The organism is Streptomyces sp. Z423-1, from assembly GCF_013009255.1.
GTDB lineage: Bacteria > Actinomycetota > Actinomycetes > Streptomycetales > Streptomycetaceae > Streptomyces > Streptomyces gossypiisoli.
In genome coordinates this window covers 5,438,682-5,465,658 of record NZ_CP053109.1, presented here as the reverse complement: position 1 = coordinate 5,465,658, position 26,977 = coordinate 5,438,682, and the positions used below count along the sequence as shown (strand labels likewise).

Sequence of the window (26,977 nt, the reverse complement as noted above, 5' to 3'; positions counted from 1 at the left end):
GTTTCGGGATACGCCGGACAAATGGCCGTACGCACGCTCATGAGACCGGCTCCTTCAGCTCGCGGTCAACCGGTACGTCGGAGGTGACCGTCACCGCGCCCAGGTCCAGGTCGCCCGGCGTCGGCATCACGCTGCCGGGCAGCTGGACGGCGGCCGCGCCGTGCGCGATGGCGGAGGCGAGGGCCTCCGGGCCGCTGCCGCCGGCGATCAGGAAGCCGGCGAGCGAGGAGTCACCGGCGCCGACGTTGGAGCGCACGACGTCCACGCGGGCGCTGCCGAACCAGGTGCCCGCTCCGTCCACGAGCAGCTGCCCGTCGGCGCCGAGGCTCGCCAGCACGGCGCGTGCGCCCCGCTCGCGCAACTCCTCGGCCGCCTTCATCGCGTCGCCCACCGTCGCCAGGGGCCGCCCGACGGCCTCGGAGAGCTCCTCGGCGTTCGGCTTCACCACGTCGGGCCGCTCCCGCAACGCCTCCAGCAGCGCACGCCCCGAGGTGTCCAGCGCGATCCGGGCGCCCCCGGCGTGCGCCCGCGCGACCAGCTCGGCGTACCAGGACGGCGCGAGGCCGCGCGGCAGGCTGCCGCAGCACGCGATCCAGTCGGCGTCCAGCGCCTGCCTGCGCACCGTCGTGAAGAGCAGCTCCTGTTCCTCCGCCGACAGCTCCGGCCCCGGCGCGTTGATCTTCGTGAGGACGCCGTCGGCCTCCGCGAGCGCGATGTTCGAGCGGGTGGCGCCCGCGATCGGGACCGGTGCGACCTCGATGCCCTGCGCGTGGAGCAGATCGGCGACGAGCGCGCCCGGCGCACCACCCAGGGGCAGCACCGCCACCGTGCGCCGTCCGGCGGCCGCGACGGCGCGCGAGACGTTCACGCCCTTGCCGCCGGGGTCCATGCGCTCGCCGGTGGCGCGGATGACCTCGCCGCGCTCCAGCGAGGGGACCTCGTAGGTGCGGTCGAGGGACGGGTTGGGGGTGACCGTGAGGATCATGCGCGCACTACTTCCGTGCCGCCGCGCTCGATGGCGGTGGCGTCTTCGGGGCTCAGCCCAATGTCGGTGATCAGCAGGTCCACGTCGCTCAGGTCGCCGAAGCGGGCGAAGTGCTCCTGGCCGTGCTTGGAGGAGTCGGCGAGCAGCACCACGCGGCGGGCGGCGGCGAGGGCCGCGCGTTTGACGGCGGCCTCGGCCAGGTCGGGGGTGGTCAGACCGTGCTCGGCGGAGAAGCCGTTGGCCGCCACGAAGACGACGTCCGCGCGGATCTCGCTGTACACCCGCAGCGCCCAGGCGTCCACGGCGGCGCGCGTACGGTGCCGTACGCGGCCCCCGACGAGATGGAGCTGCATGCCCGGGTGGTCCGCGAGGCGGGCCGCGATCGGCAGGCTGTGGGTGACGACGGTGAGCGAGGCCTCCAGCGGGATGGCGGCAGCCAGCCGGGCCACCGTCGTACCGGCGTCGAGGATCATCGTGCCCTCGGTGGGCAGCTCGGCGAGGGCCGCCTTGGCGATGCGGTCCTTCTCGTCGGCGGCCGTGGACTCGCGCTCGGCGAGGTCCGGCTCGAAGTCGAGACGGCCGACCGGGATGGCGCCCCCGTGCACCCGGCGGACGAGGCCGGCGCGGTCGAGGGCCTTCAGGTCCCGGCGGATCGTCTCCGCGGTGACCTGGAACTCCTCGGCCAGCGACACCACGTCCACCCGGCCGCTGTCGCGGGCGACACGGAGGATCTCCTGTTGCCGCTCCGGTGCGTACATGCCCGTTCGCCTCCGACCCATGCCCGAACGTGTGGTTTCACTCGGAGGCTACGCCGGGATTTCCGGAAAGTAAACAGGCTCAGACCTCATTCGGGCATGAACGGACTTTCGCGAGCCCTGTCGAGCACGGCGGCAGCGCAAAGGGCCCGGCACGATCAGTGCCGGGCCCCACTGGGAACGGGCGCCTCAGTGCACCAGCTCCGCCTCCTTCTTCTCCACCACGGCCACGGGCTCCTGCTCCACACCGCCGTCCCCATGCTGCGCAGGCCGCCTCGGCAGCGCGAACATCAGCAGGAAGATCACCACCATCACCCCCGCGACCCACCCCACCGCATGCTGGAAGCCGTCCACGAACGCGGGCCCCGGCTGCACTGCCTCCGCCACCCGGTCGTCGACCACGCCGAAGAACACCACGGACACCAGTCCAAGCCCGAGCGCGTTGCCCATCTGCTGCACCGTGCTGATCAGTCCGGACGCCGAACCGGCGTGCTCGCGCGGCACCTCGGAGAGGATCGCGTCGGTCAGCGGGGCGACGATCAGGCCCATGCCCGCACCCATCACGACCAGCGGCAGCGCCATCTGCCAGGAGGCGATACCGAGCCCGTACCGCTCGGACTCCCAGATGTAGAGCGCCAGCCCGGCGGCCATCACCAGCGCGCCCGCCTGCAGCACCCCCCGTCCGAAGCGCGGCACCAGCTTCTGCACCGACACCCCGGCCGCCACCGACACCGCGATCGAGAACGGCACCCCGGTCAGCCCGGCCCGCAGCGGGCCCCAGCCGAGGCCGTACTGCATGTACAGCGTCCACACCAGGAAGAAGATGCCGAGCGCGATCCCGAACACGGTCTGCACGGCGATACCGGCGGCGAAGCTCTTCACCTTGAACAGCGACAGCTCGATCAGCGGGGAGCCGTCGCGCGCCGCCTTGCGCCGTTCGTACCCCACCAGCGCGCCGAACACGACGAGCGCGGCGCCCATCGAGACGTACCCCCACAGCGGCCAGCCCAGCTCGCGGCCACGGGTCAGCGGGTAGAGCAGCATCAGCAGGCCCAGCGTCACCAGGGCGACGCCGACGAGGTCCAGTTTGATGGCGTACGGCGCCCTGGACTCGGTGATGAAGCGGCGGCCCAGGATCAGGCCCGCGATGCCCACCGGGAGGTTGATCAGGAAGATGGGGCGCCATTCGAGGCCGAAGAGGTTCCACTCGGTCAGCAGGGCGCCGAGCAGCGGGCCGGAGACCGCGCCGAGGCCGACGACCGCGCCGAACAGGCCGAAGACCTTGCCGCGTTCGTGTGCCGGGAAGGTGGCGTGCACGATCGCCAGGACCTGCGGCACCATCAGCGCCGCCATCGCGCCCTGCAGGATCCGGGCGCCGACCAGCATCTCCGGAGTGGCGGCGAGCCCGCACAGCGCGGACGCGAGAGTGAAGCCGCCGATACCGATGAGGAAGACGCGTTTGCGGCCGTGGATGTCGCCGAGACGGCCGCCGGTGATCAGGCCCGCGGCGAAGGCGAGTGCGTAACCGGCGGTGATCCACTGGATCTGACTGAAGGATGCGCCCTCATTGCGCTGGATCGACGGGATCGCGATGTTCACGATCGTGACGTCGACGAGGTCCATGAAGGCAGCGGTCATCACGATCGCGAGCGCGAACCAGCGACGGCGATCCGGTCCGGATGCGGCCACGGGCCGAGAGGCCATGGGCGGAGAGGTCTCGGTGGAGGTCATGCCTCGGAAACTACGGCCGCATTAGGTCAGGTCATGTCCTACTTCTGCAGCATCCTCGGACTCATGACGACGGACACTCCGGCTCGGCTCCTTCAACTGCTCTCCCTCCTCCAGACGCCACGCGAATGGCCCGGCGGCGAGCTCGCCGACCGGCTCGGGGTCTCGCGGCGCACGGTACGGCGGGACATCGACCGACTGCGCGAGCTGGGCTATCCCGTGCAGGCGACCAAGGGCGCGGACGGCGGCTACCGGCTCGTCGCGGGCAAGGCCATGCCGCCGCTCGTCCTCGACGACGAGGAGGCGGTGGCGATCGCGGTGGGCCTGCGCGCCGGCGCCGGGCACGCGCTGGAGGGCGTGGACGAGGCGTCTGTACGGGCGCTGGCCAAGCTGGAGCAGGTGCTGCCGAGCCGGCTACGGCACCGGGTGGCGACCCTGCAGACCGCGACGACGGCACTGACCAGCGGCGACGGCCCGAGCATCGCACCCGAGACGCTGACCGTCATGGCGTCGACGGTGGCCGGTCACGAGCGGCTGCGCTTCGCCTACCGCGCCGGGGACGGCAGTGAGTCGCGGCGCCTGACCGAGCCGTATCGGCTGGTGTCCACGGGGCGCCGCTGGTACCTCGTCGCGTACGACCTCGGGCGCGAGGACTGGCGCACCTTCCGCGTCGACCGGGTCAGCGAGCCGTTCGCGACCGGGGCCCGGTTCACGCCACGGGAGTTGCCGACGGGGAGCGCGGCGGAGTACCTGCGGCAGTCGATCCGGCGTCAGCAGGAGACGTACGAGGTCACGGTCACGTTCGACGTGCCCGCCGACGTCGTCGCGGCGGGGCTGCGGGGCTGGCTGGGGGCGCCCGAGCCGCTCGACGAGGGCCGGTGCATGCTGCGGGGCAGTACGGCCGACGCGGTGGAGTGGGTGGCGGTACGGCTGGCGATGCTGGGGTGCGAGTTCACGGTGCGTCAGCCGACGGAACTCGTGGCGTATGTGCGGGAGTTGGGGGGACGGTTGAGCCGGGCGGCAGGGTGAGGGTGCGCCTACGGGCTCACCCCCACCGGAAGTCCCGCAGCGCCCCCAGGTTCCGCAGCGCCAACTCCGCCGGACCCTCCGGTCCCGTCGGCGGGGCGGTCCCCGCCGCCCAGGATTCGACGGCCACGCGTACGACCGCACTCGCGACGGCGGCGGTGAAGCGCAGCTCCGAGGGCGTGCTCCCGGCAACGTTGTCGTCACCCTTCGTGATCCCGGGTCCTGCCCTCTCCACGAGCACCTCCACCAACGTGTCCTCCGCAGCCCGGCACACCTCGGCCCACACCTTCCGCAACGCCGGGCTCGCCTCGGACATCCGGATCAGCGTCCGCACCCACTCCCACGACGCCGCCGACACGCCCACGCCCGGCGTCAGCGTGTGCCGTACCGCGCGCTCCAGGACCTGAGGGAGGGGCAGTCCGCCGGGGGCCTCGCGGACGGCTTCCACCCAGCGTTGGGTGCCGGCCGCGTAGAGGGGGGCGACGGCCTCCTCCTTGGTGGCGAAGTAGCGGTAGAAGGTGCGTGGGGCGATCCCCGCGGCCTGGGCGATGTCCTCGGCGCGGGTGGCGCGCAGCCCGTGCCGTACGAAGAGGCCCGCCGCCGCGCGGGCGATCTCCATCCGGGTCTCCGCCTTGCGCCGCTCGGTCAGGGAGGGGGACGAGGACGACGAGGACCGCGAGGACGGCGAGGACGACGGCGAAGAGCGCCGGGGCTGCGGTGCTGGGGTGGTGCTGCTCACGTCGGCAGGCTATGCCCATGTGGCACAATCTGCCATCCGGCGGGCCACCCCGGGGTTCAGGTACGGGGTGCCCCGCCACCCAGGCGTGCCCTCAACCCGGGGAAGGCCGGGCGCGACGCAAAAGAGCCGGGCCCCGACGCCCGGGGGAAGGCGCCGAAGCCCGGCTCGGGGAGGTCCCGGCGCCGGGGGGAGTGCGTCGGGACGTGGCCTCAGGTGTGCCGGTACGGCAGCTGCTGGTCACCTGCGGTGCCGCGCGGCGTGCCGCAGGGACCGTCGGTGCCCGGGGGATCATCCTCGGGCCCGAACTACCGTGCCAGGGGTCTTGTTCCCGGCACGCGTCGTTTGAAGCGGCGTTACACGGCCATGTTCGCGCGGGCCTTCGCCCCCCGGCGTACGCCCCCGCAACGATCGTCGTGCGCCATCTCCGACGCCCCTCACGCCGCGGCGTCGAAGCCGGTCTGACGTGCCAGCTTCTTCAGCTCCAGCAGGGCGTGCTTCTCGATCTGGCGGATGCGCTCACGGGTCAGGCCGTGCTCCTTGCCGACCTCGGTCAAGGTCCGCTCCCGGCCGTCCTCGATGCCGTACCGCATCTTGATGATGGACGCCGTGCGCTGGTCGAGGCGGCCGATGAGGTCGTCCAGCTCCTCGCTGCGCAGCAGGGTCATCACGGACTGCTCGGGGGAGACCGCCGACGTGTCCTCCAGCAGGTCGCCGAACTGGGTCTCGCCCTCGTCGTCCACCGACATGTTCAGCGAGACCGGGTCACGGGCCCAGTCCAGCACGTCGGTGACGCGCTCGGGCGTCGAGCCGAGCTCGTCGGCGATCTCCGCGGGCTCCGGGTCACGCCCGTGCTCACGGTTGAACTCGCGCTGCACGCGCCGGATCCGGCCCAGCTCCTCCACCAGGTGGACGGGCAGCCGGATGGTGCGCGACTGGTCGGCTATGGAGCGGGTGATCGCCTGGCGGATCCACCAGGTGGCGTACGTCGAGAACTTGAAGCCCTTGCGGTAGTCGAACTTCTCGACCGCGCGCACCAGGCCCGCGTTGCCCTCCTGGATCAGGTCCAGCAGGGGCAGGCCGCTGCGCGGGTAGCGACGGGCGACCGCGACGACCAGGCGGAGGTTGGAGCGGATGAAGACGTCCTTGGCCCGCTCGCCCTCGGCCATCAGGGCCTCCAGCTCTTCGCGGGTGGCGTCCACCTTCGACTCCTCGTAACCGTCGAGGACCTGTCGCGCGAACACACCCGCCTCGATGGTCTGGGAAAGCTCGACCTCCTTGGCGGCGTCGAGCAGCGGCGTCCGCGCGATCTCGTCGAGGTACATGCCGACCAGATCGCGGTCCGCGATCTCGCCGCCATGGGCGCGAACACTGCTGGCCGCGTCGACGGTCCCGCCTTCGGCGGACGTACGACGGGCGACGGCACGGGTTGCCATGCGTGCTCCCTTGCGATGGTGAGGTCAGCGGGTGGTCCTTCGGACACTCAGCACCCTCTCCGGTATCCCCTGCGGGTGCCCTGCATCCGATGGAAACAACGACTGGAATCAGGACAGAATTCCCAACCCACCCCTCATTTTTCTGATCATGCAGTACCCTGTCCCGCCACACGAGGAGGATCGATGCCGTCGGGACGTACGGAGGTGCAGGTCAGACCGGGAGTCGAGGGTGATCTCGGGGCCCTCACCGACCTCTACAACCACTACATCCGTGAGACGCCCATCACATTCGACACGGCGGTCTTCACTCCGGAAGAGCGCCGCCCTTGGCTGCTCTCCCACCCGGAAGACGGGCCGTACCGGCTGATGGTTGCCACGGACGCGGACTCACAGGAAATCCTGGGGTACGCCACATCCAGCCCTTATCGCGCGAAGCCCGCGTACTCCACCTCCGTGGAGACGACGGTCTACGTCGCCCCGCACGCCGGCGGCCGCGGCGTCGGCACGCTGCTGTACAAGGCCCTCTTCGAGGCCCTGGCCGGCGAGGATCTGCACCGCGCCTATGCGGGCATCGCGCAGCCGAACGAGGCGTCCACGCGGCTGCACGAGCGGTTCGGATTCCGCTACGTCGGCACGTACCGCGAGGTGGGCCGCAAGTTCGGGCGGTACTGGGACGTGGCCTGGTACGAGAAGGAGCTGTAGGTCAGCCGAGCTGTAGGTCAGCCGGCGAGAAGTGCGGGTCAGCCGAACTGCACCGATCGCTTCGCCAGCCCCATCCAGAACCCCTCGATCACGGACCTCTGTTCCCCCAGCTCCCCCACGGCATCCGCCGCGCCCATGGTCACGAACAGCGGTGCGAAGTGCTCGGTGCGCGGGTGGGCGAGCCGCCCGGCCGGGGAGGTGCGGGTGAAGTCGAGCAGCGCGTCCACGTCACGGGCCTCCAGCGCCCGCCGGCCCCAGTCGTCGAACTCCGCCGACCAGCTGGGCACTCCCCCGCCGGGATGCCGCAGCGCGGCGAGGTTGTGGGTGAAGAAGCCGGAGCCGACGATGAGCACGCCCTCGTCGCGCAGTGGGGCGAGCTTCCGGCCGATCTCCATCAGTCGCGCCGGGTCGAGGGTCGGCATGGAGATCTGCAGGACGGGGATGTCGGCCTCGGGGAACATCTCGACCAGCGGGACGTACGCGCCGTGGTCCAGGCCCCGCTCCGGGACGTCCTGCACCGGCATGCCCGGCGCCCGCAGCAACTTCCGTACGGAATCCGCCAGTTCGGGGGCGCCCGGAGCGTCGTACCGCACCTGGTAGTAATGCTCGGGGAAGCCCCAGAAGTCGTAGACGAGGGGCACGGTCCGGGTGGCGCCGAGGGCGAGCGGGGCCTCCTCCCAGTGGGCGGAGACGACGAGGACGGCCCGCGGGCGGGGCAGCGCGGCGGACCAGGCGGCGAGCTGACCGGGCCAGACCGGGTCGCCCGCCAGCGGTGGGGCACCGTGACTGAGGTACAGGGCGGGCATGCGCTCCTGTGTGGCGGCGGACATGACGACGGCTCCCTCCGGGAGGACTCACTTGCTTTAACTCTAAAGCTCTCGCGTTGACCCCGACTCTAGGGCTTGTTAGTTTAAGTTTCAAGGAGCGGTCTCGTAGAGTGGAGCCCATGAACACGGCATCCGCATCCGCACCCGCGTCCGCACCCGTCGACGAGCCGAACTGGCTCACCGACGAGGAGCAGCGCGTCTGGCGCTCGTACATCGAGGCCGCCACGCTCCTGGAGGACCATCTCGACCGCCAGCTCCAGCGTGACGCGGGCATGCCGCACGTCTACTACGGCCTGCTCGTCAAGCTCGCCGAATCCCCGCGCCGCCGGCTGCGGATGACCGAGCTGGCGATGCACGCGAAGATCACCCGCTCCCGCCTGTCCCACGCCGTCGCCCGGCTGGAGAAGAACGGCTGGGTCCGCCGCGAGGACTGCCCCTCCGACAAGCGGGGCCAGTTCGCGGTGCTCACGGACCAGGGCCTTGAGGTGCTGAAGCAGTCGGCGCCCGGTCATGTGGCCGCCGTACGGCAGGCCGTGTTCGACCGGCTCACCCCTGAACAGCAGAAGTCCCTCGGCGAGATCATGCGGATCGTCGCCGAGGGACTTCAGCCCAGCGAGGCCGGGGCGGACCTGCCCTGGCTTCGCTGAGGCCGTGCGGATGCCCGAAGGAGTACGCCGGGACTGCCCCGGGACTACGTACTGATTGCCCGAAGGAGTACGCCGGAACAGGCGCCGTCAGCGGTCAGTGCGCGACCACCGGCACCGGCACCTCGTCCTCGGCGCCCTCGCCCGCACCGGCGGCCGCGCCCATGTTCGGGCGGCCGGCGTTGACGAAGGTCAGAGCGATCACCGCGGCGACGACCAGGATGCCGACGGCGAACCAGATGGCGCTGGTGTAGCCCTGCACCAGGCCCTCCAGCTGGACCAGCTGCTGCTGCGAGGGGGAGGTCGCCGAGCCGATGTGGTCGGTGATGTACGCCGTGGTCGCCGAGGCGGCGATGGTGTTCAGCAGGGCCGTGCCGATCGCGCCGCCGACCTGCTGCGAGGTGTTGACCATCGCGGAGGCGACACCGGCGTCCCGCGGCTCGACGCCCTGCGTGGACAGGGACATCGCCGGCATGAACGCCGTACCCATGCCGAGGCCCAGCAGCAGCATCGCGGGCAGCAGCAGAGCGGCGTACGAGGAGCCGATCTCCAGCTGGGTCAGCAGCAGCATGCCGACCGCGGCGACCAGGAAGCCGGGGCCCATCAGCAGGCGCGGGGCGACCCGGGTCATCAGGCGGGTGCCGATCTGGGTGGAGCCGGTGATCATGCCCGCGATCATCGGCAGGAAGGCGAAGCCGGTCTTGACCGGCGAGTAGCCCTTCACGACCTGGAGGTAGTAGGTCAGGAAGAGGAACAGGCCGAACATCGCGATGATCGCGAGGCCGAGCGAGAGATAGACGCCACCGCGGTTGCGCTCGGTGAGCACGCGCAGCGGCAGCAGCGGGGCCTTGACCCGCGACTCGACGACCACGAACGCGGTGAGCAGGACGGCCGACGCGGTGAACATGACGACGGTCACGGAGTCGCCCCAGCCGTCGGACTCGGCGCGGGTGAAGCCGTACACCAGCGCGACCAGACCGAGGGTGGACAGGACGACGCCCGGGATGTCGAGCGGGGAACGGTTGCGGCCGCCCTCCGGCTCACGGATGACGAACCAGGCACCGGCCGCGGCGATGACCGCGAACGGGATGTTGACGAAGAACGTCCAGCGCCAGTCCAGGTACTCGGTGAGGAAGCCGCCGAGGATCAGACCCACGGCACCGCCACCACCGGCGATGGCGCCGTAGATGCCGAACGCCTTGGCGCGCTCCTTGGCGTCGGTGAACATCACGGCGAGCAGGGAGAGCGCGGCGGGCGCGAGCAGGGCGCCGAAGACGCCCTGGAGAGCGCGGGAGCCGAACATCATCGCCTCGTTGGTGGCCGCGCCGCCGAGCGCGGAGGCGGCGGCGAAGCCGGCCAGACCGAGGACGAAGGTGCGCTTGCGGCCCCACAGGTCGGCTATCCGGCCGCCGAACAGCAGCAGACCGCCGAAGGCGAGCGCGTAGGCCGTGACGACCCACTGCCGGTTGCCGTCGGAGATGCCCAGGTCCTGCTGGGCGGAGGGCAGCGCGATGTTCACGATGGTGGCGTCGAGGACGACCATCAGCTGGGCGAGCGCGATGAAGACCAGCGCTTTCCAGCGGTTGGCGTCGGGGACGCCGGGAGCCTTGACGGCTGTTTCAGACATGGGGGTACCCACTTCGGGACTTCGGGACGGAAAAGTGACGGTGAGTGACGTAAGTGGCGTAGGTGGCGATAGGTGGCGATGGGTGACGTAAGTGACGAAAAGTGACGGAAAACTGGTGAGGTGAAGATCAGTCGGCGGTCAGGCCCGGCGCAGGTCCTCCAGGGTCACCGCCGTGCCCGGCAGGTCGGAGCGGGCCGGGACCCGCAGACCGTCCAGGAACAGCTGCAGATGCCGGTGCACGAAGCGGTCGACGCTGAGGCACGCGGCACCCGCCGGTGGGCGGCTGAGCTGAGCGACGACGATCATCAGATCGCCGACCCCCACGTCGGCGCGGAGCTGCCCGGCCGCCTTGGCCCGCGCCATGACCATCTCGACCAGCTGCTCGACCCGGTGGCGTGCGGCCTCCAGGTCGGGGTGGTGCGCGTCGAAAGTGCTGGAGATCATCGGGCACAGCGCGCTGATCCGCTCGTCGGCGGAGGCGTGCACAAAGCGCTCCAGCGCCGCGAAGGCGTCGCCGTGCTCCGCGAGGGCCTGCTCGGCGGCCAGGGCCGTACGGTCCATGACCGAGCAGACGACCTCGCGCACCAGGGCGTCGCGGTCCGGGAAGTTGCGGTACACCGTGGCGTTGCCCACGCCGGCCCGGCGGGCGATCTCGTCGAGCGGCACGTCCGGCCCGTGCTCGACGAACATCTCCCGGGCGGCGGTGACGATCCGCTCCCGGTTGCGCAGGGCGTCGGCGCGCGGCCGGGTCGCTTTGCGCGGCACGGGGGTGGCGGTCTGCACGGTGCACTCCTGGGCGTCAGTGGGGCGATCCAGTGGGGCGATCCGGGGAGTGATCCCCCGTTTCGCTCGTACGCCGGGTTAAACGGGGAATCGCTCCCCGGTTATTTCCCATCCCCCGAAAGACGCCCTGTGACCCGTGTCACAGCGCTCCCCCGCCTCGGGTCGGACCCCCGCTGACCGGCGCTTACTCAGCGAAAACCCACGATCGGTCTCCTCCAGCGCGCGCCCGCGCCGCACCCGGCCCAGGGTGAATCAAAAGGGTGCAGCCGGAGACCGGTGGCTGCCTGGAGCGAAAGGTCCATGCATGCAGCCGCAGCCGTCCCGCCGTCGGATACGCCCGCGCCGAGCGGCCGCGCTCGGCGCCGTGACCGCTGTGACCTTTGTGGTGAGCACCTCGGCCGGGACGGGCCACCACACAGTGGGCTCGGCGACGGCGGGAGCGCGGCCGCTCGGCGCCCTGTCCCGTTCCTCCGCTCACGCGCCCTGCCTGATCAGCGGCAGGGCCGGCGTCCAGATGTCGGAGGGCATCCCGACCTCCGGCGGCTACTCCCGCTCCACCGGCACCGTCCGCGCCCTCACCCTGATGATCGACTTCTCGGACGCGCCCGGAAAGGGCAGCGCGCTGGACCGGTTCAAGGAGTTCTTCCCGCAGACCAGGGAGTGGTTCCGCACCAGTTCGTACGGCCGCCTGGACTACCGCCCGGAAACCCCGATCGCCGACTGGCTGCGGATGCCGAAGTCGTTCCAGGCGTACGGCATAGACCGCGGCGCCCCCTTCGACCCCGGCTACCGGCGGCTGGTGCAGGACATAGTGGCCGAGGCCGATCCCAAGGTCGACTTCCGCGAGTACGACCTGCTGAACGTGCTGGTGACGCCGAACGCGGGCCCCTCGGCGCTGGACACGGTCCTCTCGGTGACCTTCGCGGGCAACAACGAGGCGCCCACGGCGGACGGCGTGTCCGTCGCCAACGCCTCCTTCGTCTACTCCCGCCAGGACGACGGCTCCGGCTCCTACGACCGGACCGGCTACCGCGTCCTGCCGCACGAGAACGGCCATGTCTTCGGCCTGCCCGACCTCTACACCCAGGAGGGCGGGGCCGCGGTCGGGCACTGGGACATCATGAGCGAGGACTGGGGCGCCAACAACGACCTCCTCGGCTGGCACAAGTGGAAACTGGGCTGGCTGGACACCACCCAGGTGACCTGCGTGTCCGCCCCCGGCACAACCGAGCACACCCTCACCCCGCTGGCCCGCCCGGGCGGCCTCAAGCTCGTCTTCATACCCCTCGACCGGAGCACTGGATACGCCGTGGAACTGCGCACCCGCGACGGCAACGACGAGACGGTGTGCCGGCCGGGCGTGCTGATCTACAAGGTCGACGCGGACGTGGACACCGGCCACGGCCCGGTGACGGTGTACGACTCCCACCGCGACAGCGGCGGCTGCACCCGCAGCCCGAACGTCCACGCCGAACTCTCGGACGCCACGTTCACCCCCGGGGAGTCCTTCGAGGACCGGGGGCGGGGGGTGCGGATCGTGGTGGCGGGGGCGGATCTGGAGGGGAACCATGTGGTGCGGGTGACTCGGCGGTAGGGGGTGGGGTGCTCAGCGGGCGGGGTGGGGTGCTCACCGGGCGGGGGTGGCGGTGGTGCCGGGCGGAGGTGGCGGCGGTGACCGGGCAGAGGTGGCGGCGGTGACCGGACTCCGACTGGAATGGCGGTGGTGATCGGGCGGGCCGGACACGATTCCGGGATCCGCCATTACCGTAGGCCTGCCGCGATCGCCGTACCGGAGAGAAGATGCCCGCCAACCCCACGTTGAAGGAGGCCGCCGCCCCGGCCGTGCCGGACGAGGCGGTCACGCCGTTGATCCGCGGGATCTCCGTGCTGCGGCAGCTGACGGAGACGGGCGGCACCCTCAGCCTGAGCGCGCTGGAACGCGCCACCGGCCTGGCCCGTTCCACGGTCGACCGCATCACCTCGACCCTCTCCCACATGGGGTACGTCCGCCTGGACGGCCGGGACGCGGTCCTCGCCCCCCGCCTGATGGAACTCGGCAACGCCTATCTGGCCGCCCTGCGCCTGCCCGCCCTGCTGGACGCCCGCGCGGACGCCCTCGCCGACGAACTGGACGAGTCGGTGTCCCTCGCGGTCGCCGACGGCGACGGCATCCGTTTCATCCACCAGGCGACCCGCCGCCGCGCGATGTCCCTGAGCTTCCGCATCGGCGACCTGCTGCCCGCCGAACGCACCGCGCCGGGCCCGCTGTTCGCGGCGGAGTGGACGGCGCAGGACTGGAAGCGCTGGCGGGCACGCCGGACGGCGAACCCGGAGAACCGCGACTTCCCCGCCGTACCCCCGGCCGAACAACCTCTGCCCCCCGAGGAGTTCACGCGCCGCACGAACCGGGCCCGGCAGGACGGATGGGCACTGGACGACCAGTTGATCGAGCCCGGGCTCGTCGCGGTGGCGGTTCCGGTACGGGATCCCCGTACCGGCCGGATCGCGTGCGCGGTGAGCGTGGTCAGCCACACCAGCCGGCACACCGCGGCCGGCCTGCGCGACACACTGCTGCCCCGGTTGCGCGCGGCGGTGGCGGCGATGGAGGAGGACCTGCGCACGGCACCCCGCCCGGAACCCACCCCGGCCCCGTCCGGGCTGGCGACCTGGACGGGCGCGTCGAAGCAGGAGCTGGGCCGGGAGTTCGTGGAGTCGCTGGCCCGCGGCCTGACCGTACTGACGGCCTTCGGCGAGGGCAGGGCGGAACTCACCCTGACGGAGGTCGCGAAGGCGACAGGCCTGGCCAGGGCAACCGCGCGCCGGTCCCTGATCACCCACGAGCACCTGGGCCTGGTCGCCCAGTCCCGCCCCGGCACCTTCACCCTCAGCCCCCAGGTCCTCTCCCTCGGCTACCCGCCCCTGTCGCGCACCTCCCTCCCCCACATCGCCGCCCCGCACCTGGCCGCGCTCGCCGAGCGCATCCACGAGTCGACGTCCCTCGCCGTGCTGACGGCGGCCGGGGACGAGATCCAGTACACGGCGCGGGTGGCGACGGCCCGGGTGATGAGCGTGAACATCACCGTGGGCACGCGCCTGCCCGCATACGCCACCTCCATGGGCCGCGTCCTGCTGGCCGACCTCCCACCCGCCGCCCGCACGCTCGGCCCCCTACGCCGGCTCACGCCCCGCACGATCACCGACCCGCGCACCCTGACCCGCACCCTGGACGAGGTCCGAAACCAGGGCTACGCCCTGGTCGACGAGGAACTGGAGGAGGGCCTGCGCTCCGTCGCGGTCCCGGTACGCGACCGCACGGGCCGCGCGGTGGCCGCCCTCAACACAGCGATGCACGCTTCCCGGCACACCCTCCGGCAATGCGTCGACCACCTGGTCCCGTCCCTTCGCGAAACGGCCGACGCGATCGAGGCGGACCTACACGTATCGAACCGCTTCACTCGGGTCCCCCTGACCTAGCCGCTGAGTTCGCCGATGCTCCTGCCTGCTCCGTGCCCGCACTACTACCCGCGCCTCACGCCAAGGACCCGCACAACGACGGAACTTGAAGCCGCCTGGTTTCAGCCTGCCAACGTTTCGGATCGCGAATTGTGCGAGAGGTATTGACGCTGATCACCGGTTCTCTCATCATCCAGTTGCTCGACACTTCGACCCTTGTTCGACATGGCGAACATTCAGGGCCGCACTACCGCATCACCGCACCACCCCGCCATCCGGACAGCCTCTGACGGGGCAAACCGGAGCCACTTGCTCAAGGATGACGAGGTCCCGCATGCACAGACATGGTTTCAGTCGCAGACATCCATCTGCGGTGCTCGCCGCCGCGGTTGCGACCATGGCCGCGTTAGCGGCGATGCTCGTAGCCGGCCCGGCTCAGGCGGCCACCACCAGCGCCGTGCGCGGCGTTGGTTCCGACCGGTGCCTCGACGTGCCGGGAGCCAGCCAGGCCGACGGCACGGAGCTGAACATCTGGGACTGCCACGGCGGGACCAACCAGCAGTGGACACTGACGGACGACAACCAGCTGACGGTGTACGGCAACAAGTGCCTGGATGTTCCGGGTCACGCCACCACGGCCGGTACCCGGGTGCAGATCTACACCTGTAACGGCGGTGCGAACCAGCAGTGGCGGGCGAACGCCGACGGCACGATCGTCGGCGTCCAGTCCGGGCTGTGCCTGGACGTCAGCGGCGGCGCCACGGCCAACGGCACGGCGGTGCAGCTCTGGAACTGCCACGGCGGCAACAACCAGAAGTGGACCGGCCTGTCCGGGACGTCGCCCACGTGTGCTCTTCCGTCGACATACCGGTGGACCTCGACCGGTCCGCTGGCGCAGCCGGCGAACGGGTGGGTCGCGCTCAAGGACTTCACCACCGTGCCGTACAACGGCCAGAACCTGGTCTACGCGACCACCTCTGACGGATCATCCGAATCACCGTGGGGCACGATGGCGTTCCGTCCCTTCACGAACTGGTCGGACATGGCGGCGGCCCCCCAAACCAGGATGGACCGGGGCCTGGCGGTGGCGCCCAAACTGTTCTACTTCGCGCCCAAGAACATCTGGGTGCTGGCCTCGAACGGGTGGGGTACTGCCTGGCCCTTCACCTACCGCACGTCCAGCGACCCCACCGACCCCAACGGCTGGTCCGACCCGCAGCCGCTGTTCACCGGCAGCCTCCCCGAAGAGTCGGAAGGCGTCCCGATCGACCCGACCCTGATCGCCGACGACCAGAACATGTACCTGTTCTTCGCCGATGACAACGGCAAGATCTACAGGTCGACCATGCCGCTCGGGAACTTCCCGGCCAGCTTCGGTTCCTCGTACACCACGGTCATGAGCGACACGAAGGCGAGACTGTTCGAGGCGCCGGAGGTCTACAAGGTCCAGGGCCAGAACCAGTACCTCATGATCGTCGAGGCCATGGGTGCGAACGGACGCTACTTCCGCTCGTTCACCGCCTCCAGCCTGAACGGTCCGTGGACCGTCCAGGCCGGCAGCGAGAGCAGCCCCTTCGCGGGCAAGGCCAACAGCGGTGCCACCTGGACCAACGACGTCAGCCACGGTGACCTGATCCGCGTCAACGCCGACCAGACCATGACCATCGACCCCTGCAACCTGCGGTTCCTCTACCAGGGCTACGACCCCAACACACCGCAGGGCACCCCCTACCAGCAACTGCCGTACCGGCCGGGCCTGCTCACCCTGCAGCGCTGACCCGCCCGACCCACGGTGATCGCGAGGTGGTGCGATCCGCCCACGCGTGGACGAGCTGTCCACGGCGTGGGCGGCTCCACCTGCCGACCGATGCTCACCGCCTTGAGAAACCCCGGCCGCACATCGGCTGGGGTTCCTCCCTGCCGTCGGTTCCGGCAGGTGCCTCCAGCGGTGGACGCTGACGGACAGCAACCATCCTCGTACCCCACGATCACGACCTGCAGTTCCTCTACCAGGGCACGTCCCCCGCCGCGGGCGGCGATGACGAGCCATGGCCGTACCGGCCGGGCGTCCTCACTCCGCAGCGCTGACCCGCGCGCACTGATCACCAGCTCGCGACCGTGCTCATGCCCATCGGACCCGCCAACGAGTGGCTTCCGCTTCGCCTCCCAGGAAGGAATTCCCCATGGTTCCCCTACGCAGTCGACTGCTGCGTCTCCTTTCGGCCACCGCACTGACGCTCACCGCCTGCGTCACGGCCTCCGCCGGCACGACCGCCGAGGCCGCGCCGGGCAGCCCCGCGCTCACCCCGCCGATGGGCTGGAACAGCTGGAACAGCTTCGGATGCGGGATCACCGAGGCGCAGGTCCGCCAGGCCGCCGACGCGATGGTGTCCTCGGGCATGAAGGACGCGGGCTACCAGTACGTCGTCGTCGACGACTGCTGGTTCGACCCGCAGCGCGACGCGCAGGGCAACCTGCGGGCCAACCCGACCAAGTTCCCCAGCGGCATGAAGGCGCTCGGGGACTACATCCACAGCAAGGGCCTGAAGTTCGGCATCTACCAGGCGCCCAACGAGGTCACGTGCGCGCAGGGCGTGGGCACCTACCCGGGTGCCACGGGCAGCAAGGGCCACGAGGCGCAGGACGCGGCCACGTTCGCCTCATGGGGCGTCGACTACCTCAAGTACGACTGGTGCTCCGGCAGCGGCACCCTCAGCGAGCAGGTCGAGCGGTTCACCATCATGCGCGACGCCCTGCGCGCCACCGGCCGCCCGATCGTCTACAGCATCAACCCCAACAGCTTCCACGCCCCCACCGGTGACAAGTACAACTGGGGCGAGGTCGCCGACCTGTGGCGGACCACCGAGGACCTGCTCGACATCTGGCAGAACAACAACACCAACAGCTACCCGATGGGCGTCGGGAACGTCGTGGACGTCACCGCGCCCCTGGCGGCGCAGTCGGGTCCGGGGCACTGGAACGACCCCGACATGCTGGTCGTCGGCCGTCCCGGCCTGTCCCTGACCGAGTCCCGCGCCCACTTCGCGCTGTGGGCGCTGATGGCGGCCCCGCTCATGGCCGGCAACGACATCCGCACCATGTCCGCCGACGTCAGCGCGATCCTGCGCAACCCCCGCCTGGTGGCGGTGAACCAGGATCCGCTGGGCGCGGGCGGCCGCAGAGTGCGCGACGACGGCGCCACCGAGGTGTTCGCCAAGCCCCTCGCGGACGGCTCGGTCGCGGTGGGCCTGTTCAACCGCGGCGACAGCACCACGACCATCACCACGACGGCCGCGCAAGTCGGCCTCACCGGCGGGTCGTTCACCCTCACCGACCTGTGGACCGGCGGCACGTCGAACACCTCCGGCCAGATCTCCGCGAGCGTACCCGCGCACGGTGTCGCCGTGTTCAAGATGACCGGCGGGACCCCGCTGGCCTCCACGACCGCACGTCTGCGCGGTACCGGGTCCGGCCGCTGCCTGGACGTGGACCGTTCCTCCACCGCGGCCGGGACGGCGACGCTGATCTGGGACTGCCACACCGCCGCCAACCAGCTGTGGACCACGTGGGCCGGAGGCGAGATCCGCGTCTACGGCGACAAGTGCCTGGACGCCTCCGGCCAGGGCACCACCAACGGCACGACGGTCATCATCTGGCCCTGCAACGGCCAGAACAACCAGAAGTGGACCACGCAAGCCGACGGGTCGATCCGCAACGTCCACGCCGGTCTGTGCCTCGACGTCAACGGAGCCGCCACCGCCAACGGAACCCCGGTCATCCTGTGGACCTGCAACGGCCAGAACAACCAGAAGTGGACCACGCTCCCGTAACCCGCCACCCGGTATGGCCGCCGACGCCCGGCAGAAGGCACTGCGGCCGAGCTCCTGACCGTACGGCGATCAGCCCCGCTGATTCAGCAATCACGCGCAAGAGAGGGAACCCCATGAGAAAGTCCTGGATTCGCCCCCTGATCACGCTTGTCGCCGCCGCGCTCGGGGTGACAGCGGCAGGGGTGGCCCCTGCCAACGCCGCCCCCGACACTCCTTTGCGGGTCATGCCGTTGGGCGACTCGATCACCTGGGGCGTGGGAAGCAGTACGGGCAACGGCTACCGGGCGCCGTTGTGGGACAAGCTCGCGGCCGACGGCCATCCGCTGGACTTCGTGGGCACATTGCGGGGCGGCTCGATGTCCGACCCCGACAACCAAGGCCACTCGGGATACCGCATCGACCAGATCGCCGCACTCGCCGACGCCTCGCTCACCCGCTACCGGCCCAATGTCGTGACGCTGCATATAGGCACCAACGACCTCAACAGGTCCTACCAGGTCTCCACCGCCACCGCCCGGCTGAAGTCCCTGGTCGGCCAGATCACCGCCGCGGCCCCTGACGCAACCGTCCTCGTGGCCTCCCTGGTCGTGTCCACCAGCGCCACGGAGGAGCAGTACCGTGCCGCGTACAACCAGGCCATCCCGCAGATCGTGAGCGAGGCACAGGCCGCGGGCAAGCGCGTCGCATACGTCGACATGAGCAGCCTGACCACGGCCGACCTGGCCGACGCCCTGCACCCCAACGATTCGGGCTACCAGAAGATGGCCGACGCCTTCCACCGTGGCGTCCAGGCCGCGGACCGCGCAGGGTGGCTGAGGAACCCGGCCCCCTCCCCCGCCCGCGTGCAGTCCGGCATCGCCGGCAAGTGCCTGGACGTCAACGGCGCCGGCACCGCCGACGGGACCGCCGTCCAGACCTGGAGCTGCGGCGACGGTGCCAACCAGTTCTGGTCCGCGTACACCGACGGCACCCTGCGCTCCATGGGCAAGTGCCTCGACGCCGCCGGCTGGGGCACCGCCAACGGCACCAAGGTGCAGATCTGGTCCTGCCACGGCGGCGCCAACCAGGTCTGGGAGCCCTACAACGGCGGCTACCGCAACCCCGCCTCCGGACGCTGCCTCGACGTTCCGGGCTCCTCCACGGCCGACGGCACGCAGCTCCACCTGTGGGACTGCAACGGCGGCTCCAACCAGAAGTGGACCACTCTGACCGCCGGATGACCGCCGGGGGCGGCACCGGACGCATCCGTGCCGCCCGGCGTCAGGACAGCCATCCGCGGCGGCGGCCCTCGCCGCGGATGGCGTGCAAGAAGACAGAAAAAAATTCCCGGCTCGCGGCAACCCTGTGCGTGGCCTGTGGCGACAAGGAAGCGGATCCGGCCAGTTCCGGGGTCGGGATCCGGCTTTCCACTGTTGAACAGCATGCAAGGAGAACGCCTCCCCATGAACAACCCCACGAACGGCGGGCGGCGCGGGCGTCACCGCCGTCGCTGGACCGCCACCGGTCTGCTGATCGGCGTGCCCGCCGTCCTCGTGCCGTACTTCCTGTTCGTGCAGGAGGACTCGCAGGCGGCGCAGGTTGACAGCAATGCCCACTACCGGCTGGTTTCCGTGCGCAGCGGCAAGGTACTGGACGTCAAGGGTTTCTCCACCGCCGACGGAACCCGTGTCCAGCAGTACACCGACCAGAACACGGCCAACCAGCAGTGGCGGCTGAAGGACGCCGGGGACGGCTACTACGAGCTCGTCAACCGCAACAGCGGCAAAGTGCTCGGCATAGCGGGCAACTCGACTTCCAAGAGGGCCGCCGTCGAGCAGCAGACCGACAGCTCCTCCGCTTCCCAGGAGTGGCGGATCGACACGGTGAGCGGCTCGGACGCGGTCACCTTCACCTCCCGCAAGAGCGGCCTGGTCCTGGACGTCTCGGGAGGCACCACGGCCCAGGGCGCGGCGGTCATCCAGTATCCGGGCCACGGCGGCACCAACCAGCAGTGGAAGCTGGTGAAGGTGACCGAGGCCCAGACGGCCGCGGCCGGACCGTACGCGTGGAAGAACGCCCAGGTGGTGGGCGGCGGTTACGTCACCGGGCTGGTGTTCAACCAGAAGGAGAAGGGCCTGCTGTACGCGCGCACCGACATGGGTGGCGCCTACCGCTGGGACACCGGGGCCGAGCAGTGGATCCCGCTGACCGACTGGCTCGGCGAGAAGGACTGGAACCTGCTCGGTATCGACTCGGTGGCCACCGACCCCGTCGACCCCAAGCGGCTCTACCTCGGGGCGGGCACCTACACCAACAACTGGGCGGGCAACGGCGCGATCCTGCGCTCCACCGACCAGGGCCGCACCTTCAAGCGCACCGACCTGCCGTTCAAGCTGGGCGCCAACGAGGACGGCCGCGGCGCGGGCGAGCGGCTCGCGGTCAACCCCGCAGACAACGGCACCCTGCTGCTGGGCACCCGCAAGAACGGCCTGTGGCGCAGCGACGACCACGGCGTGACATGGCGGCAGGTCTCCTCGTTCCCCGTCAAGGACGGGGCGAGCAGTGGCGCGGGGATCTCCTTCGTGACGTACGGCCCGGCCGGCAGCAAGACGATCTACGTCGGCGTCAACGACAGATCCACCTCCCTGTACCGCTCCACCGACGGCGGCAGCACCTGGCAGGCCGTCTCCGGGCAGCCCACCGGCCAACTGCCGCAGCACGGCGTGCTCTCCGGTGACGGCTCGCTGTACCTGACGTACACCAACAACCTCGGACCCAACGGCGTGACGGCGGGCTCGGTGTGGAAGTACACGCCGGACCGCGGGGCGTGGAAGAACATCTCCCCCTCCCAGGGCAACTACGGGTTCTCCGGTCTGGCCGTCGACCCGCGCAAGCCCTCCACGGTGATGGTCACCACCCTCGGCCGCTGGTGGCCCGAGGACGAGATCTACCGCAGCACCGACGGCGGCACGACCTGGAAGGCACTGGCCGACAAGTCGGTGCGCAACGCCTCCGCCGCTCCCTACGTCGGCGACCACACCGGGCACTGGATGACCGCTCTGGCCATCGATCCCTTCAACTCCGGGCACGTGCTGTACGGCACCGGCAACGGCATCTGGCGCAGCAAGAACGCGAACGCGTCCGACACCGGCGGCACCAGCCACTGGACCGCCGACGCCCGAGGGCTGGAGGAAACCGCGCTGCTGGACGCGATCGCCCCGCCCGGCGGCGCCACCGTCATCACCGCCATGGGCGACCAGGGCGGCTTCCGCCACGACTCCCTGACCAAGGTGCCCTCCGGGCGGCTGAAGAACCCGATGATGACCAACAGCACCGACATCGACTTCGCCCAGTCCAAGCCCGCGCTGATGGTCCGCGTCGGCCGTGGCGGCGACAAGGACGGCGCCTACTCCACCGACGGCGGCACCAGCTGGACCGGCTTCGGGACAGAGCCGGTGACCAGTGCCCAGGACGGCCACATCGCGCTCGCGGCGGACGGCTCCGCCATCATCTGGACCCAGGCCGGGCAGGCCCCGTACCGCTCGACCGACAAGGGGGCCAGCTGGTCGAGGGTCAGCGGCCTGGGCACCGACGCCGTGGTCGTCGCCGACCGCTCCTCGGCCACGACCTTCTACTCCCTGTCCGGCGGCACCCTCTACGCCAGCACCGACGGCGGCGCGACCTTCATCGCCCGCGCCACCAACCTGCCCGCCGACGGCCGACTCAAGGCCGTCCCCGGCATCGCCGGCGACTTGTGGATCGCGGGCGGTAGCAAGGGGCTGCTGCACTCCACCGACGGCGGCCGCACCTTCACCACCCTCAAGACGGTGCAGTCCGCCTCGGCCCTCGGCTTCGGCAAGGCCAAGCCGCGCACCTCCTACCAGGCCCTGTACCTGATCGGCACCGTCAAGGACGTCACCGGAGTCTTCCGCTCCACCGACCAGGGCGCCACCTGGCTCCGCGTCAACGACGACGCCCACCAGTGGGGCGCCATCGGCGGCGTCGGCGTCATCACCGGCGACCCCGACACCTACGGCCGCGTCTACGTCGGCACCAACGGACGCGGCCTCCAGTACGGCGACCCGTCCTGACCCCACCCCCGAACGGGGCCGCAGCCACAACGCTGCGGCCCCGCCAAGGCTGAGGGATCTCGCCCGGGACGTAGACCGCGTCACTTCCCGGGTGGGCCTCCAACACGGCCTGCTCAACACGGGCACCGACGGAGCGGAGCATCCTCCGAGCCCTTGGTGACCGATGGCGACGCTCGACCCAAAGACCGAAACGGCCATGGCGATCGCGATCAGCGCCACGGGTGAAGCACCGGGACGCCGCCCCTCCATTCAGAGAAGCACCCCCGCCGCGAAATCGTCGACGCGATCCGCCATGTCGTGGACACCGGCTGCAAGTGGCGGGCCCTGCCTGCGGATGACCCGCCCTGGCGCACGGTCCGGGGGTTCATGGCCCGCTGGGGCGCCGCCGGGATCGTCGGCCAGATCCGCGACCATCTTGCCGGCCGGATCCGTCGCGACATGGGCAAAGGCCCCCGCGCGGTGGCACCGTGATCGACTCCCAGAGTGCGAAAGGCGCGGAGACCGTCTCCAAAGCCACCCGCGGCCACGACGCCGGCAAGAAGATCAACGCGCGCAAGCGCCACCTGGTCGTCGACACCCGGGGCCTGCCCCTGATGATCATGGTCACCCCCGCCGATCTGCACGACGCCGCAGCGGCGAAGGACGCCGGGTGGTCGAGAGGTCGCTCGCCTGGATCATGCACGCCCGCCGGCACGCGAGGGACTACGAACGGCTCGTCCAGCACTCTGAGACCCTGATCACCTGGGCGGCGATCACCCTCATGGCCAGGCGTCTCGCTCGGAAGGGCGCTACACCGAGTCGGCCGAGGAGTGCCGCGCCGACCAGCGGCTGAACCATTTCCTGCTATCCGCGGTTCGAGTCATAGCCCCACCGAGCCCGACCGTCCTTGCCCATGAAGCATTTGGCGGGACGACCATCCTCAGCAATGCCGAGAGCACCGACGGGTGAACAGGCATAGCCGAACTGGATGCCCACCTGTCCGTCGAAGCCCCGGCCGCTGTCCGTCGTCATCGTGGACGACAGCTCCCATGATGGCTCGTCTTCAAGGTCATCCATTACCGAGACCATGAAATGCCCATGAGAGTGAGCGCGATAGCCAAGCCCACGCAGACGCCGAGGCATAAAGCTATCCGGCGAGCCTGTACCTGGTCGGGCCGAGCCTGGAGAGCGATCCTTCTGGCCCGCCGCCGGCCTCAACAGCACCTCGGGCTCAGACGACGGAGATTGTCGGGGCGAACACCGGCGGCGTCGTGGGTGATGTCGAAACACACCTACGACCCCAGCGACGACGGCAAACCGTACCGATCGCGAACCCGCTGAGGCATCAGCCTCTAGCCCACCACCCCACGCCGATCCGCTACCCTGTCAGGGGCCGCCACCTCAGTGGCGGTCCCTGGCCCTTGCCCAAACCGCGGTGAATAGTCACTCAGAGTATTCATCCACGTTTTACGCAAGGCCCTGCCTTCGTAGCTCAGGGGATAGAGCACCGCTCTCCTAAAGCGGGTGTCGCAGGTTCGAATCCTGCCGGGGGCACAGAGAAACACCAGGTCAGGAGCCCTTCCGTCCGGCGGACGGGAGGGCTCCTGCGCTTGCAGCACACATATGGCACACATGCCGTGCGCGCGGATGGTGGGGAGCTGTGCAGGATGCCCGTCAAGGATGAGCTGGCCCGGCGCCGGTTCGAGAAGCTGGTCGACCGCCTTGAGTCGCTGATGCGGACCGCCCTCAAGCCCGAGTACCAGGGCTACTACGGACAGCTGTTCCTGAGCGGCGACGATCTTGCGGAGATGGGCGAGCTCAAGGATGTCCGGCGTGCCGCTCGGGAGGCGGGGCGCCGCCTGGGCTGGAAGGCGACCACCCACCTCGTCGGCGGCCGGCTCTTCGTGCTCGACGAGCGGGAGGTGCCCGAGGAGATCGAGCGGATGGCCGGGGACGCTGCCGCTGCCGCGATTGACCGAGCCTGGGAGGAAAGCCGCCGACCGCGAGGGTGAAGCTACCCGAGGAAGACGCATGGGCCCGCCCCACCACAACAGTGCGGTGGGGCGGGCCCTCCGGTTACGGCTCCCCGGCACGGATCAGGCACACATCACGCGGCATCTTCCTCCAGAGCAGCCACCGCCTCGGCGGCCTCGCGAGCCTTCCGCTCGGCCTTCTCCAGCTTGGCCTTCGCCTTGGCCAGCTGCTTGGCACGGCGCTTGTGCATCTTCTTGGACACCTCGTCGAGGCGGTCCGGGAAGAGGTGTCCGTACGTGTCCAGCGTCAGGGTCGCTGCCTTGTGGCCCAGCATCGTCTGTACGACGTTGACGTCCGCGCCGCTGGCGATGGCGAGCGAGGCCGCCGTGTGGCGCAGCTTGTGCGGGGTCACCTTGAGGTGGCCCAGCCCGGCCTTGACGACCGCCGGCGCGAAGAACCGCTGGCGGAAGTTGCGAGCCCGCAGCGGGCCGCCCTGCGGGGCGGTGAAGAGGAGCTCACCGTCGCTCCGCCCCTCGATGTGGAGCTTCAACTCTTCGGCGAGGAACTTCGGGATGGGCACGGACCGGCGCTCGTGGTTCTTCGGGGTGTCGAGGTAAAGCTTGCCGTTGTCCTCACCGTACGCCTCGACGATGTGCGCTCGGCAGGCGTCGAGGTCCACCCGTCCCACCTTCAGCGCGGACGCCTCGCCCCAGCGCAGGCCAGTGTAGGCCAGCAGCAGGATGAACACCCGGTAGGCGCCTGCCGCGTTCGCCAGCGCGTCGACCTGCATGTCATCGAGGTAGACGTGGTCAGCCGGCACCGCCTTCGGCAGGGGAACACCGACGGCCGGATTTACTGCCAGGCGACGGGACTTGACCGCGTAGCCGAGGACGCGACTGAGGACGACGTACGCCTTGCGGACCGAACGCGGGCTGAGCTTCCGGCCACCGGCCGCCTCGCCGGACAGCATGGCCGCGAGCCACTCGGCGATGTCCTCGAAGTTGATGCGGTCCAGCGGGGTGGTGCCCCACTTCGGGATCACATGGACGTCGAGAACGCCCCGGTATCGGTTGCGGGTTGAGCGCTTGAGGTGGAGCTGGGCGGCCAGCCAGGAGTCCGCCACCTCGGCGAACTTCACGCGTGCGGCAGCCGGATCGCGGTAGGAGCCGTCGTTCAGGCGGGTTTCCATCCTCAGCCGCTCGGCTTCGGCGTCGACCTTGCGGGCCAGGGTCTTCATCTTCGGCTTGCCGTCAGGGTCGTACCAGCGCACGCGGTAGCGCCCCGGCGGCGTACGGCCCACCCGCTTGGCCTCGGCCACAGCTCGTACGTACGCCGTGTGCCCAATGCGGTCCTCAATCCAAACGCGCGCCAACTAGCGCCCCCTCCGGTCAGCATCGGTTGCCAACGCGAGCGGCAGGAGCAGGTTCGCGGGAGGGACGCCGAGTGCGGCGGCGATTGCGATCAGGTCGTCGATGTCGCAGCGGCGGCGGGCGCGCTCGGTGCGGCTGAGAGCGGTGTTGGTCATCGGGCGGCCCAGTGCGGCGCAGCGGGCGGCGAGCTGGTGCTGGGTCAGGCCGCGCGCGAGACGGACGTGCTCGATGGCGCGGGCGGTGTGGAGGCCGGCGGGGCCAATTTCGACAGGTCGAGTTGCCATGACGTGTAGCTGTAACTCGCATCCGGGCGTTATGGCAAGAGTTAGCTCACAAATCCCAAAGAGGTTGCCCGGGGCCAGAGTGGCCCTCGTCTCAGTGCTCCAAGGTGCGCGGCATTTCATTTCGCGGAGGTGCCGTGCTAACTTCCCTCGGCGCGTACGAGATGGGCGATTTGAGCAAGTATCGGATTGAGTGTCCGGCGGCGGGCTGTAGGAGATGTGTCGCCTCTCTGTAGTGCACCGAGCTGTGGCGATGCCAGTCGCCGTTCAATGGCGCGGTCGTTCGGAACGCGACGGCAGGGTCGTGAGGTATACCTCTGCACCCAGGGTCTGCCCGAGGAATTCCGGGCTACCGAGAGCGATTTCGGTAACCGGAGATCGGCCCTTACTGTTATGGCCCCCACCGGCCACACCGAAGGAATTACTACAGACTTCTTGAACTAACTCTGGACTTCTTCGCCCGAGGTGTGGCTGTGTTGTCCAGGCCCGCTGTCCAAGACCGAAAAGGAGCCCTGTGCCGAACCCTTCTCCCCGCCGCACGACCCGCGGCACCACCGCCGCTACCGCCGAGCGCGGCCCGCTGGCCACCCCGGCCGAGGTCGCCGTCTACCTCGGGGTGCCGGTGAAGACCCTCTACCAGTGGAAGTACCGGGGCATCGGCCCCAACGTGCACAAGGTCGGCCGTCACCTGCGCTACCGCTGGAGCGAGGTGGACGCCTGGGTGAACTCCCAGTCCGCGTACGACCTCGCGGTGTGACCCCGCCCTGCCGG

Annotated in this window: 21 protein-coding genes, 1 tRNA gene and 1 pseudogene; 13 read left to right on the top strand and 10 right to left on the bottom strand. The window is 70.2% G+C overall.

Going from position 1 to position 26,977, the window contains the following annotated elements; all coding sequences use genetic code 11:
* Nucleotides 1-37 precede the first annotated feature (37 nt).
* The 3 genes from pfkB to HJD23_RS24500 all read right to left on the bottom strand — a co-directional run bounded on the left by pfkB (nucleotide 38) and on the right by HJD23_RS24500 (nucleotide 3,471).
* On the bottom strand, nucleotides 38-985 hold the full coding sequence (pfkB, locus tag HJD23_RS24510) for a 1-phosphofructokinase (RefSeq protein ID WP_171116627.1): 948 nt from the start codon (nucleotides 983-985) through the stop codon (nucleotides 38-40).
* Nucleotides 982-1,743 (bottom strand): DeoR/GlpR family DNA-binding transcription regulator, encoded by a 762-nt coding sequence (locus tag HJD23_RS24505; RefSeq protein ID WP_171116625.1) that lies wholly within the window; start codon nucleotides 1,741-1,743, stop codon nucleotides 982-984. The genes pfkB and HJD23_RS24505 overlap by 4 nt, the downstream gene beginning before the upstream one ends.
* Nucleotides 1,744-1,929: 186 nt before the next feature.
* A complete protein-coding gene (locus HJD23_RS24500) occupies nucleotides 1,930-3,471 on the bottom strand; it encodes an MFS transporter (RefSeq protein ID WP_171116623.1) in 1,542 nt (513 codons plus the stop codon).
* 63 nt (nucleotides 3,472-3,534) lie between these two features.
* Between HJD23_RS24500 and HJD23_RS24495 the strand changes: the two genes are divergently transcribed.
* Nucleotides 3,535-4,497 carry a YafY family protein gene (locus HJD23_RS24495; RefSeq protein ID WP_171116621.1) on the top strand — a complete coding sequence of 321 codons (963 nt, stop codon included), beginning with the start codon at nucleotides 3,535-3,537 and terminating at the stop codon, nucleotides 4,495-4,497.
* 16 nt (nucleotides 4,498-4,513) lie between these two features.
* On the opposite strand, the gene HJD23_RS24490 is transcribed toward HJD23_RS24495, so the two are convergent.
* Together HJD23_RS24490 and HJD23_RS24485 are read right to left on the bottom strand one after the other, a co-directional pair.
* Entirely contained in the window at nucleotides 4,514-5,113 is a 600-nt protein-coding gene (locus HJD23_RS24490; RefSeq protein ID WP_171119019.1) for a TetR family transcriptional regulator, read from the bottom strand.
* A gap of 554 nt (nucleotides 5,114-5,667) precedes the next feature.
* The gene (locus tag HJD23_RS24485; RefSeq protein ID WP_171116619.1) at nucleotides 5,668-6,666 is read right to left on the bottom strand and encodes a sigma-70 family RNA polymerase sigma factor; all 999 of its coding nucleotides are present in this window, start codon (nucleotides 6,664-6,666) and stop codon (nucleotides 5,668-5,670) included.
* 183 nt (nucleotides 6,667-6,849) lie between these two features.
* Here HJD23_RS24485 and HJD23_RS24480 point away from each other — a divergent pair, with 183 nt between their 5' ends.
* Nucleotides 6,850-7,368, top strand: a complete 519-nt coding sequence (locus tag HJD23_RS24480; RefSeq protein ID WP_171116617.1) for a GNAT family N-acetyltransferase — start codon at nucleotides 6,850-6,852, stop codon at nucleotides 7,366-7,368.
* A gap of 38 nt (nucleotides 7,369-7,406) precedes the next feature.
* Here HJD23_RS24480 and HJD23_RS24475 read toward each other — a convergent pair whose 3' ends face one another.
* Nucleotides 7,407-8,198 carry a class III extradiol ring-cleavage dioxygenase gene (locus HJD23_RS24475; protein ID WP_171116615.1) on the bottom strand — a complete coding sequence of 264 codons (792 nt, stop codon included), beginning with the start codon at nucleotides 8,196-8,198 and terminating at the stop codon, nucleotides 7,407-7,409.
* Nucleotides 8,199-8,314: 116 nt separating this feature from the next.
* Here HJD23_RS24475 and HJD23_RS24470 point away from each other — a divergent pair, with 116 nt between their 5' ends.
* Nucleotides 8,315-8,842, top strand: coding sequence for a MarR family transcriptional regulator (locus tag HJD23_RS24470; protein ID WP_171116613.1), 528 nt, complete (start codon nucleotides 8,315-8,317; stop codon nucleotides 8,840-8,842).
* Between the two features lie 94 nt (nucleotides 8,843-8,936).
* On the opposite strand, the gene HJD23_RS24465 is transcribed toward HJD23_RS24470, so the two are convergent.
* Complete coding sequence (locus HJD23_RS24465; RefSeq protein ID WP_171116611.1) at nucleotides 8,937-10,466, bottom strand: MFS transporter; 1,530 nt, start codon at nucleotides 10,464-10,466, stop codon at nucleotides 8,937-8,939.
* Nucleotides 10,467-10,604: 138 nt separating this feature from the next.
* Nucleotides 10,605-11,249, bottom strand: a complete 645-nt coding sequence (locus tag HJD23_RS24460; protein WP_171116610.1) for a TetR/AcrR family transcriptional regulator — start codon at nucleotides 11,247-11,249, stop codon at nucleotides 10,605-10,607.
* A gap of 304 nt (nucleotides 11,250-11,553) precedes the next feature.
* Between HJD23_RS24460 and HJD23_RS24455 the strand changes: the two genes are divergently transcribed.
* The 9 genes and pseudogenes from HJD23_RS24455 to HJD23_RS24415 all read left to right on the top strand — a co-directional run bounded on the left by HJD23_RS24455 (nucleotide 11,554) and on the right by HJD23_RS24415 (nucleotide 24,593).
* A complete protein-coding gene (locus tag HJD23_RS24455; protein ID WP_171116608.1) occupies nucleotides 11,554-12,843 on the top strand; it encodes a M6 family metalloprotease domain-containing protein in 1,290 nt (429 codons plus the stop codon).
* 206 nt (nucleotides 12,844-13,049) lie between these two features.
* Nucleotides 13,050-14,723: an IclR family transcriptional regulator C-terminal domain-containing protein gene (locus HJD23_RS24450; protein WP_171116606.1), complete on the top strand. Its 1,674-nt coding sequence runs from the start codon at nucleotides 13,050-13,052 to the stop codon at nucleotides 14,721-14,723.
* A 376-nt stretch (nucleotides 14,724-15,099) separates the two neighbouring features.
* Entirely contained in the window at nucleotides 15,100-16,479 is a 1,380-nt protein-coding gene (locus HJD23_RS24445; RefSeq protein WP_232107738.1) for a non-reducing end alpha-L-arabinofuranosidase family hydrolase, read from the top strand.
* Nucleotides 16,480-16,885: 406 nt separating this feature from the next.
* The gene (locus HJD23_RS24440) at nucleotides 16,886-18,532 is read left to right on the top strand and encodes a lectin (protein WP_171116602.1); all 1,647 of its coding nucleotides are present in this window, start codon (nucleotides 16,886-16,888) and stop codon (nucleotides 18,530-18,532) included.
* Between the two features lie 113 nt (nucleotides 18,533-18,645).
* Nucleotides 18,646-19,752: a ricin-type beta-trefoil lectin domain protein gene (locus HJD23_RS24435; protein ID WP_171116600.1), complete on the top strand. Its 1,107-nt coding sequence runs from the start codon at nucleotides 18,646-18,648 to the stop codon at nucleotides 19,750-19,752.
* A 222-nt stretch (nucleotides 19,753-19,974) separates the two neighbouring features.
* Nucleotides 19,975-22,602 carry an RICIN domain-containing protein gene (locus tag HJD23_RS24430; protein WP_171116599.1) on the top strand — a complete coding sequence of 876 codons (2,628 nt, stop codon included), beginning with the start codon at nucleotides 19,975-19,977 and terminating at the stop codon, nucleotides 22,600-22,602.
* 252 nt (nucleotides 22,603-22,854) lie between these two features.
* A pseudogene (locus tag HJD23_RS24425) lies at nucleotides 22,855-23,428 on the top strand (transposase); the annotation flags it as partial.
* A 634-nt stretch (nucleotides 23,429-24,062) separates the two neighbouring features.
* A tRNA-Arg gene (locus HJD23_RS24420) sits at nucleotides 24,063-24,135 on the top strand.
* A gap of 113 nt (nucleotides 24,136-24,248) precedes the next feature.
* The gene (locus HJD23_RS24415; RefSeq protein ID WP_171116597.1) at nucleotides 24,249-24,593 is read left to right on the top strand and encodes a hypothetical protein; all 345 of its coding nucleotides are present in this window, start codon (nucleotides 24,249-24,251) and stop codon (nucleotides 24,591-24,593) included.
* Between the two features lie 95 nt (nucleotides 24,594-24,688).
* Here the strand turns inward: HJD23_RS24415 and HJD23_RS24410 are convergent, their stop codons facing one another.
* Both HJD23_RS24410 and HJD23_RS24405 read right to left on the bottom strand, forming a co-directional pair.
* A complete protein-coding gene (locus HJD23_RS24410; RefSeq protein ID WP_240980800.1) occupies nucleotides 24,689-25,873 on the bottom strand; it encodes a site-specific integrase in 1,185 nt (394 codons plus the stop codon).
* Between the two features lie 54 nt (nucleotides 25,874-25,927).
* Entirely contained in the window at nucleotides 25,928-26,209 is a 282-nt protein-coding gene (locus HJD23_RS24405) for a helix-turn-helix transcriptional regulator (RefSeq protein WP_171116593.1), read from the bottom strand.
* A gap of 511 nt (nucleotides 26,210-26,720) precedes the next feature.
* On the opposite strand from HJD23_RS24405, the gene HJD23_RS24400 reads away from it, so the two are divergent.
* Nucleotides 26,721-26,963, top strand: a complete 243-nt coding sequence (locus tag HJD23_RS24400; RefSeq protein ID WP_171116591.1) for a helix-turn-helix domain-containing protein — start codon at nucleotides 26,721-26,723, stop codon at nucleotides 26,961-26,963.
* Nucleotides 26,964-26,977: the final 14 nt, after the last annotated feature.

Coding starts and splice junctions, on each gene's coding strand:
- pfkB (WP_171116627.1), bottom strand. CDS start 985: ATGATCCTCACGGTCACCCCCAACCCGTCCCTCGACCGCACCTACGAG.
- HJD23_RS24505 (WP_171116625.1), bottom strand. CDS start 1,743: ATGTACGCACCGGAGCGGCAACAGGAGATCCTCCGTGTCGCCCGCGAC.
- HJD23_RS24500 (WP_171116623.1), bottom strand. CDS start 3,471: ATGACCTCCACCGAGACCTCTCCGCCCATGGCCTCTCGGCCCGTGGCC.
- HJD23_RS24495 (WP_171116621.1), top strand. CDS start 3,535: ATGACGACGGACACTCCGGCTCGGCTCCTTCAACTGCTCTCCCTCCTC.
- HJD23_RS24490 (WP_171119019.1), bottom strand. CDS start 5,113: ATGGAGATCGCCCGCGCGGCGGCGGGCCTCTTCGTACGGCACGGGCTG.
- HJD23_RS24485 (WP_171116619.1), bottom strand. CDS start 6,666: ATGGCAACCCGTGCCGTCGCCCGTCGTACGTCCGCCGAAGGCGGGACC.
- HJD23_RS24480 (WP_171116617.1), top strand. CDS start 6,850: ATGCCGTCGGGACGTACGGAGGTGCAGGTCAGACCGGGAGTCGAGGGT.
- HJD23_RS24475 (WP_171116615.1), bottom strand. CDS start 8,198: ATGTCCGCCGCCACACAGGAGCGCATGCCCGCCCTGTACCTCAGTCAC.
- HJD23_RS24470 (WP_171116613.1), top strand. CDS start 8,315: ATGAACACGGCATCCGCATCCGCACCCGCGTCCGCACCCGTCGACGAG.
- HJD23_RS24465 (WP_171116611.1), bottom strand. CDS start 10,466: ATGTCTGAAACAGCCGTCAAGGCTCCCGGCGTCCCCGACGCCAACCGC.
- HJD23_RS24455 (WP_171116608.1), top strand. CDS start 11,554: ATGCAGCCGCAGCCGTCCCGCCGTCGGATACGCCCGCGCCGAGCGGCC.
- HJD23_RS24450 (WP_171116606.1), top strand. CDS start 13,050: ATGCCCGCCAACCCCACGTTGAAGGAGGCCGCCGCCCCGGCCGTGCCG.
- HJD23_RS24445 (WP_232107738.1), top strand. CDS start 15,100: ATGGCCGCGTTAGCGGCGATGCTCGTAGCCGGCCCGGCTCAGGCGGCC.
- HJD23_RS24440 (WP_171116602.1), top strand. CDS start 16,886: ATGGTTCCCCTACGCAGTCGACTGCTGCGTCTCCTTTCGGCCACCGCA.
- HJD23_RS24435 (WP_171116600.1), top strand. CDS start 18,646: ATGAGAAAGTCCTGGATTCGCCCCCTGATCACGCTTGTCGCCGCCGCG.
- HJD23_RS24430 (WP_171116599.1), top strand. CDS start 19,975: ATGAACAACCCCACGAACGGCGGGCGGCGCGGGCGTCACCGCCGTCGC.
- HJD23_RS24415 (WP_171116597.1), top strand. CDS start 24,249: ATGCCCGTCAAGGATGAGCTGGCCCGGCGCCGGTTCGAGAAGCTGGTC.
- HJD23_RS24405 (WP_171116593.1), bottom strand. CDS start 26,209: ATGGCAACTCGACCTGTCGAAATTGGCCCCGCCGGCCTCCACACCGCC.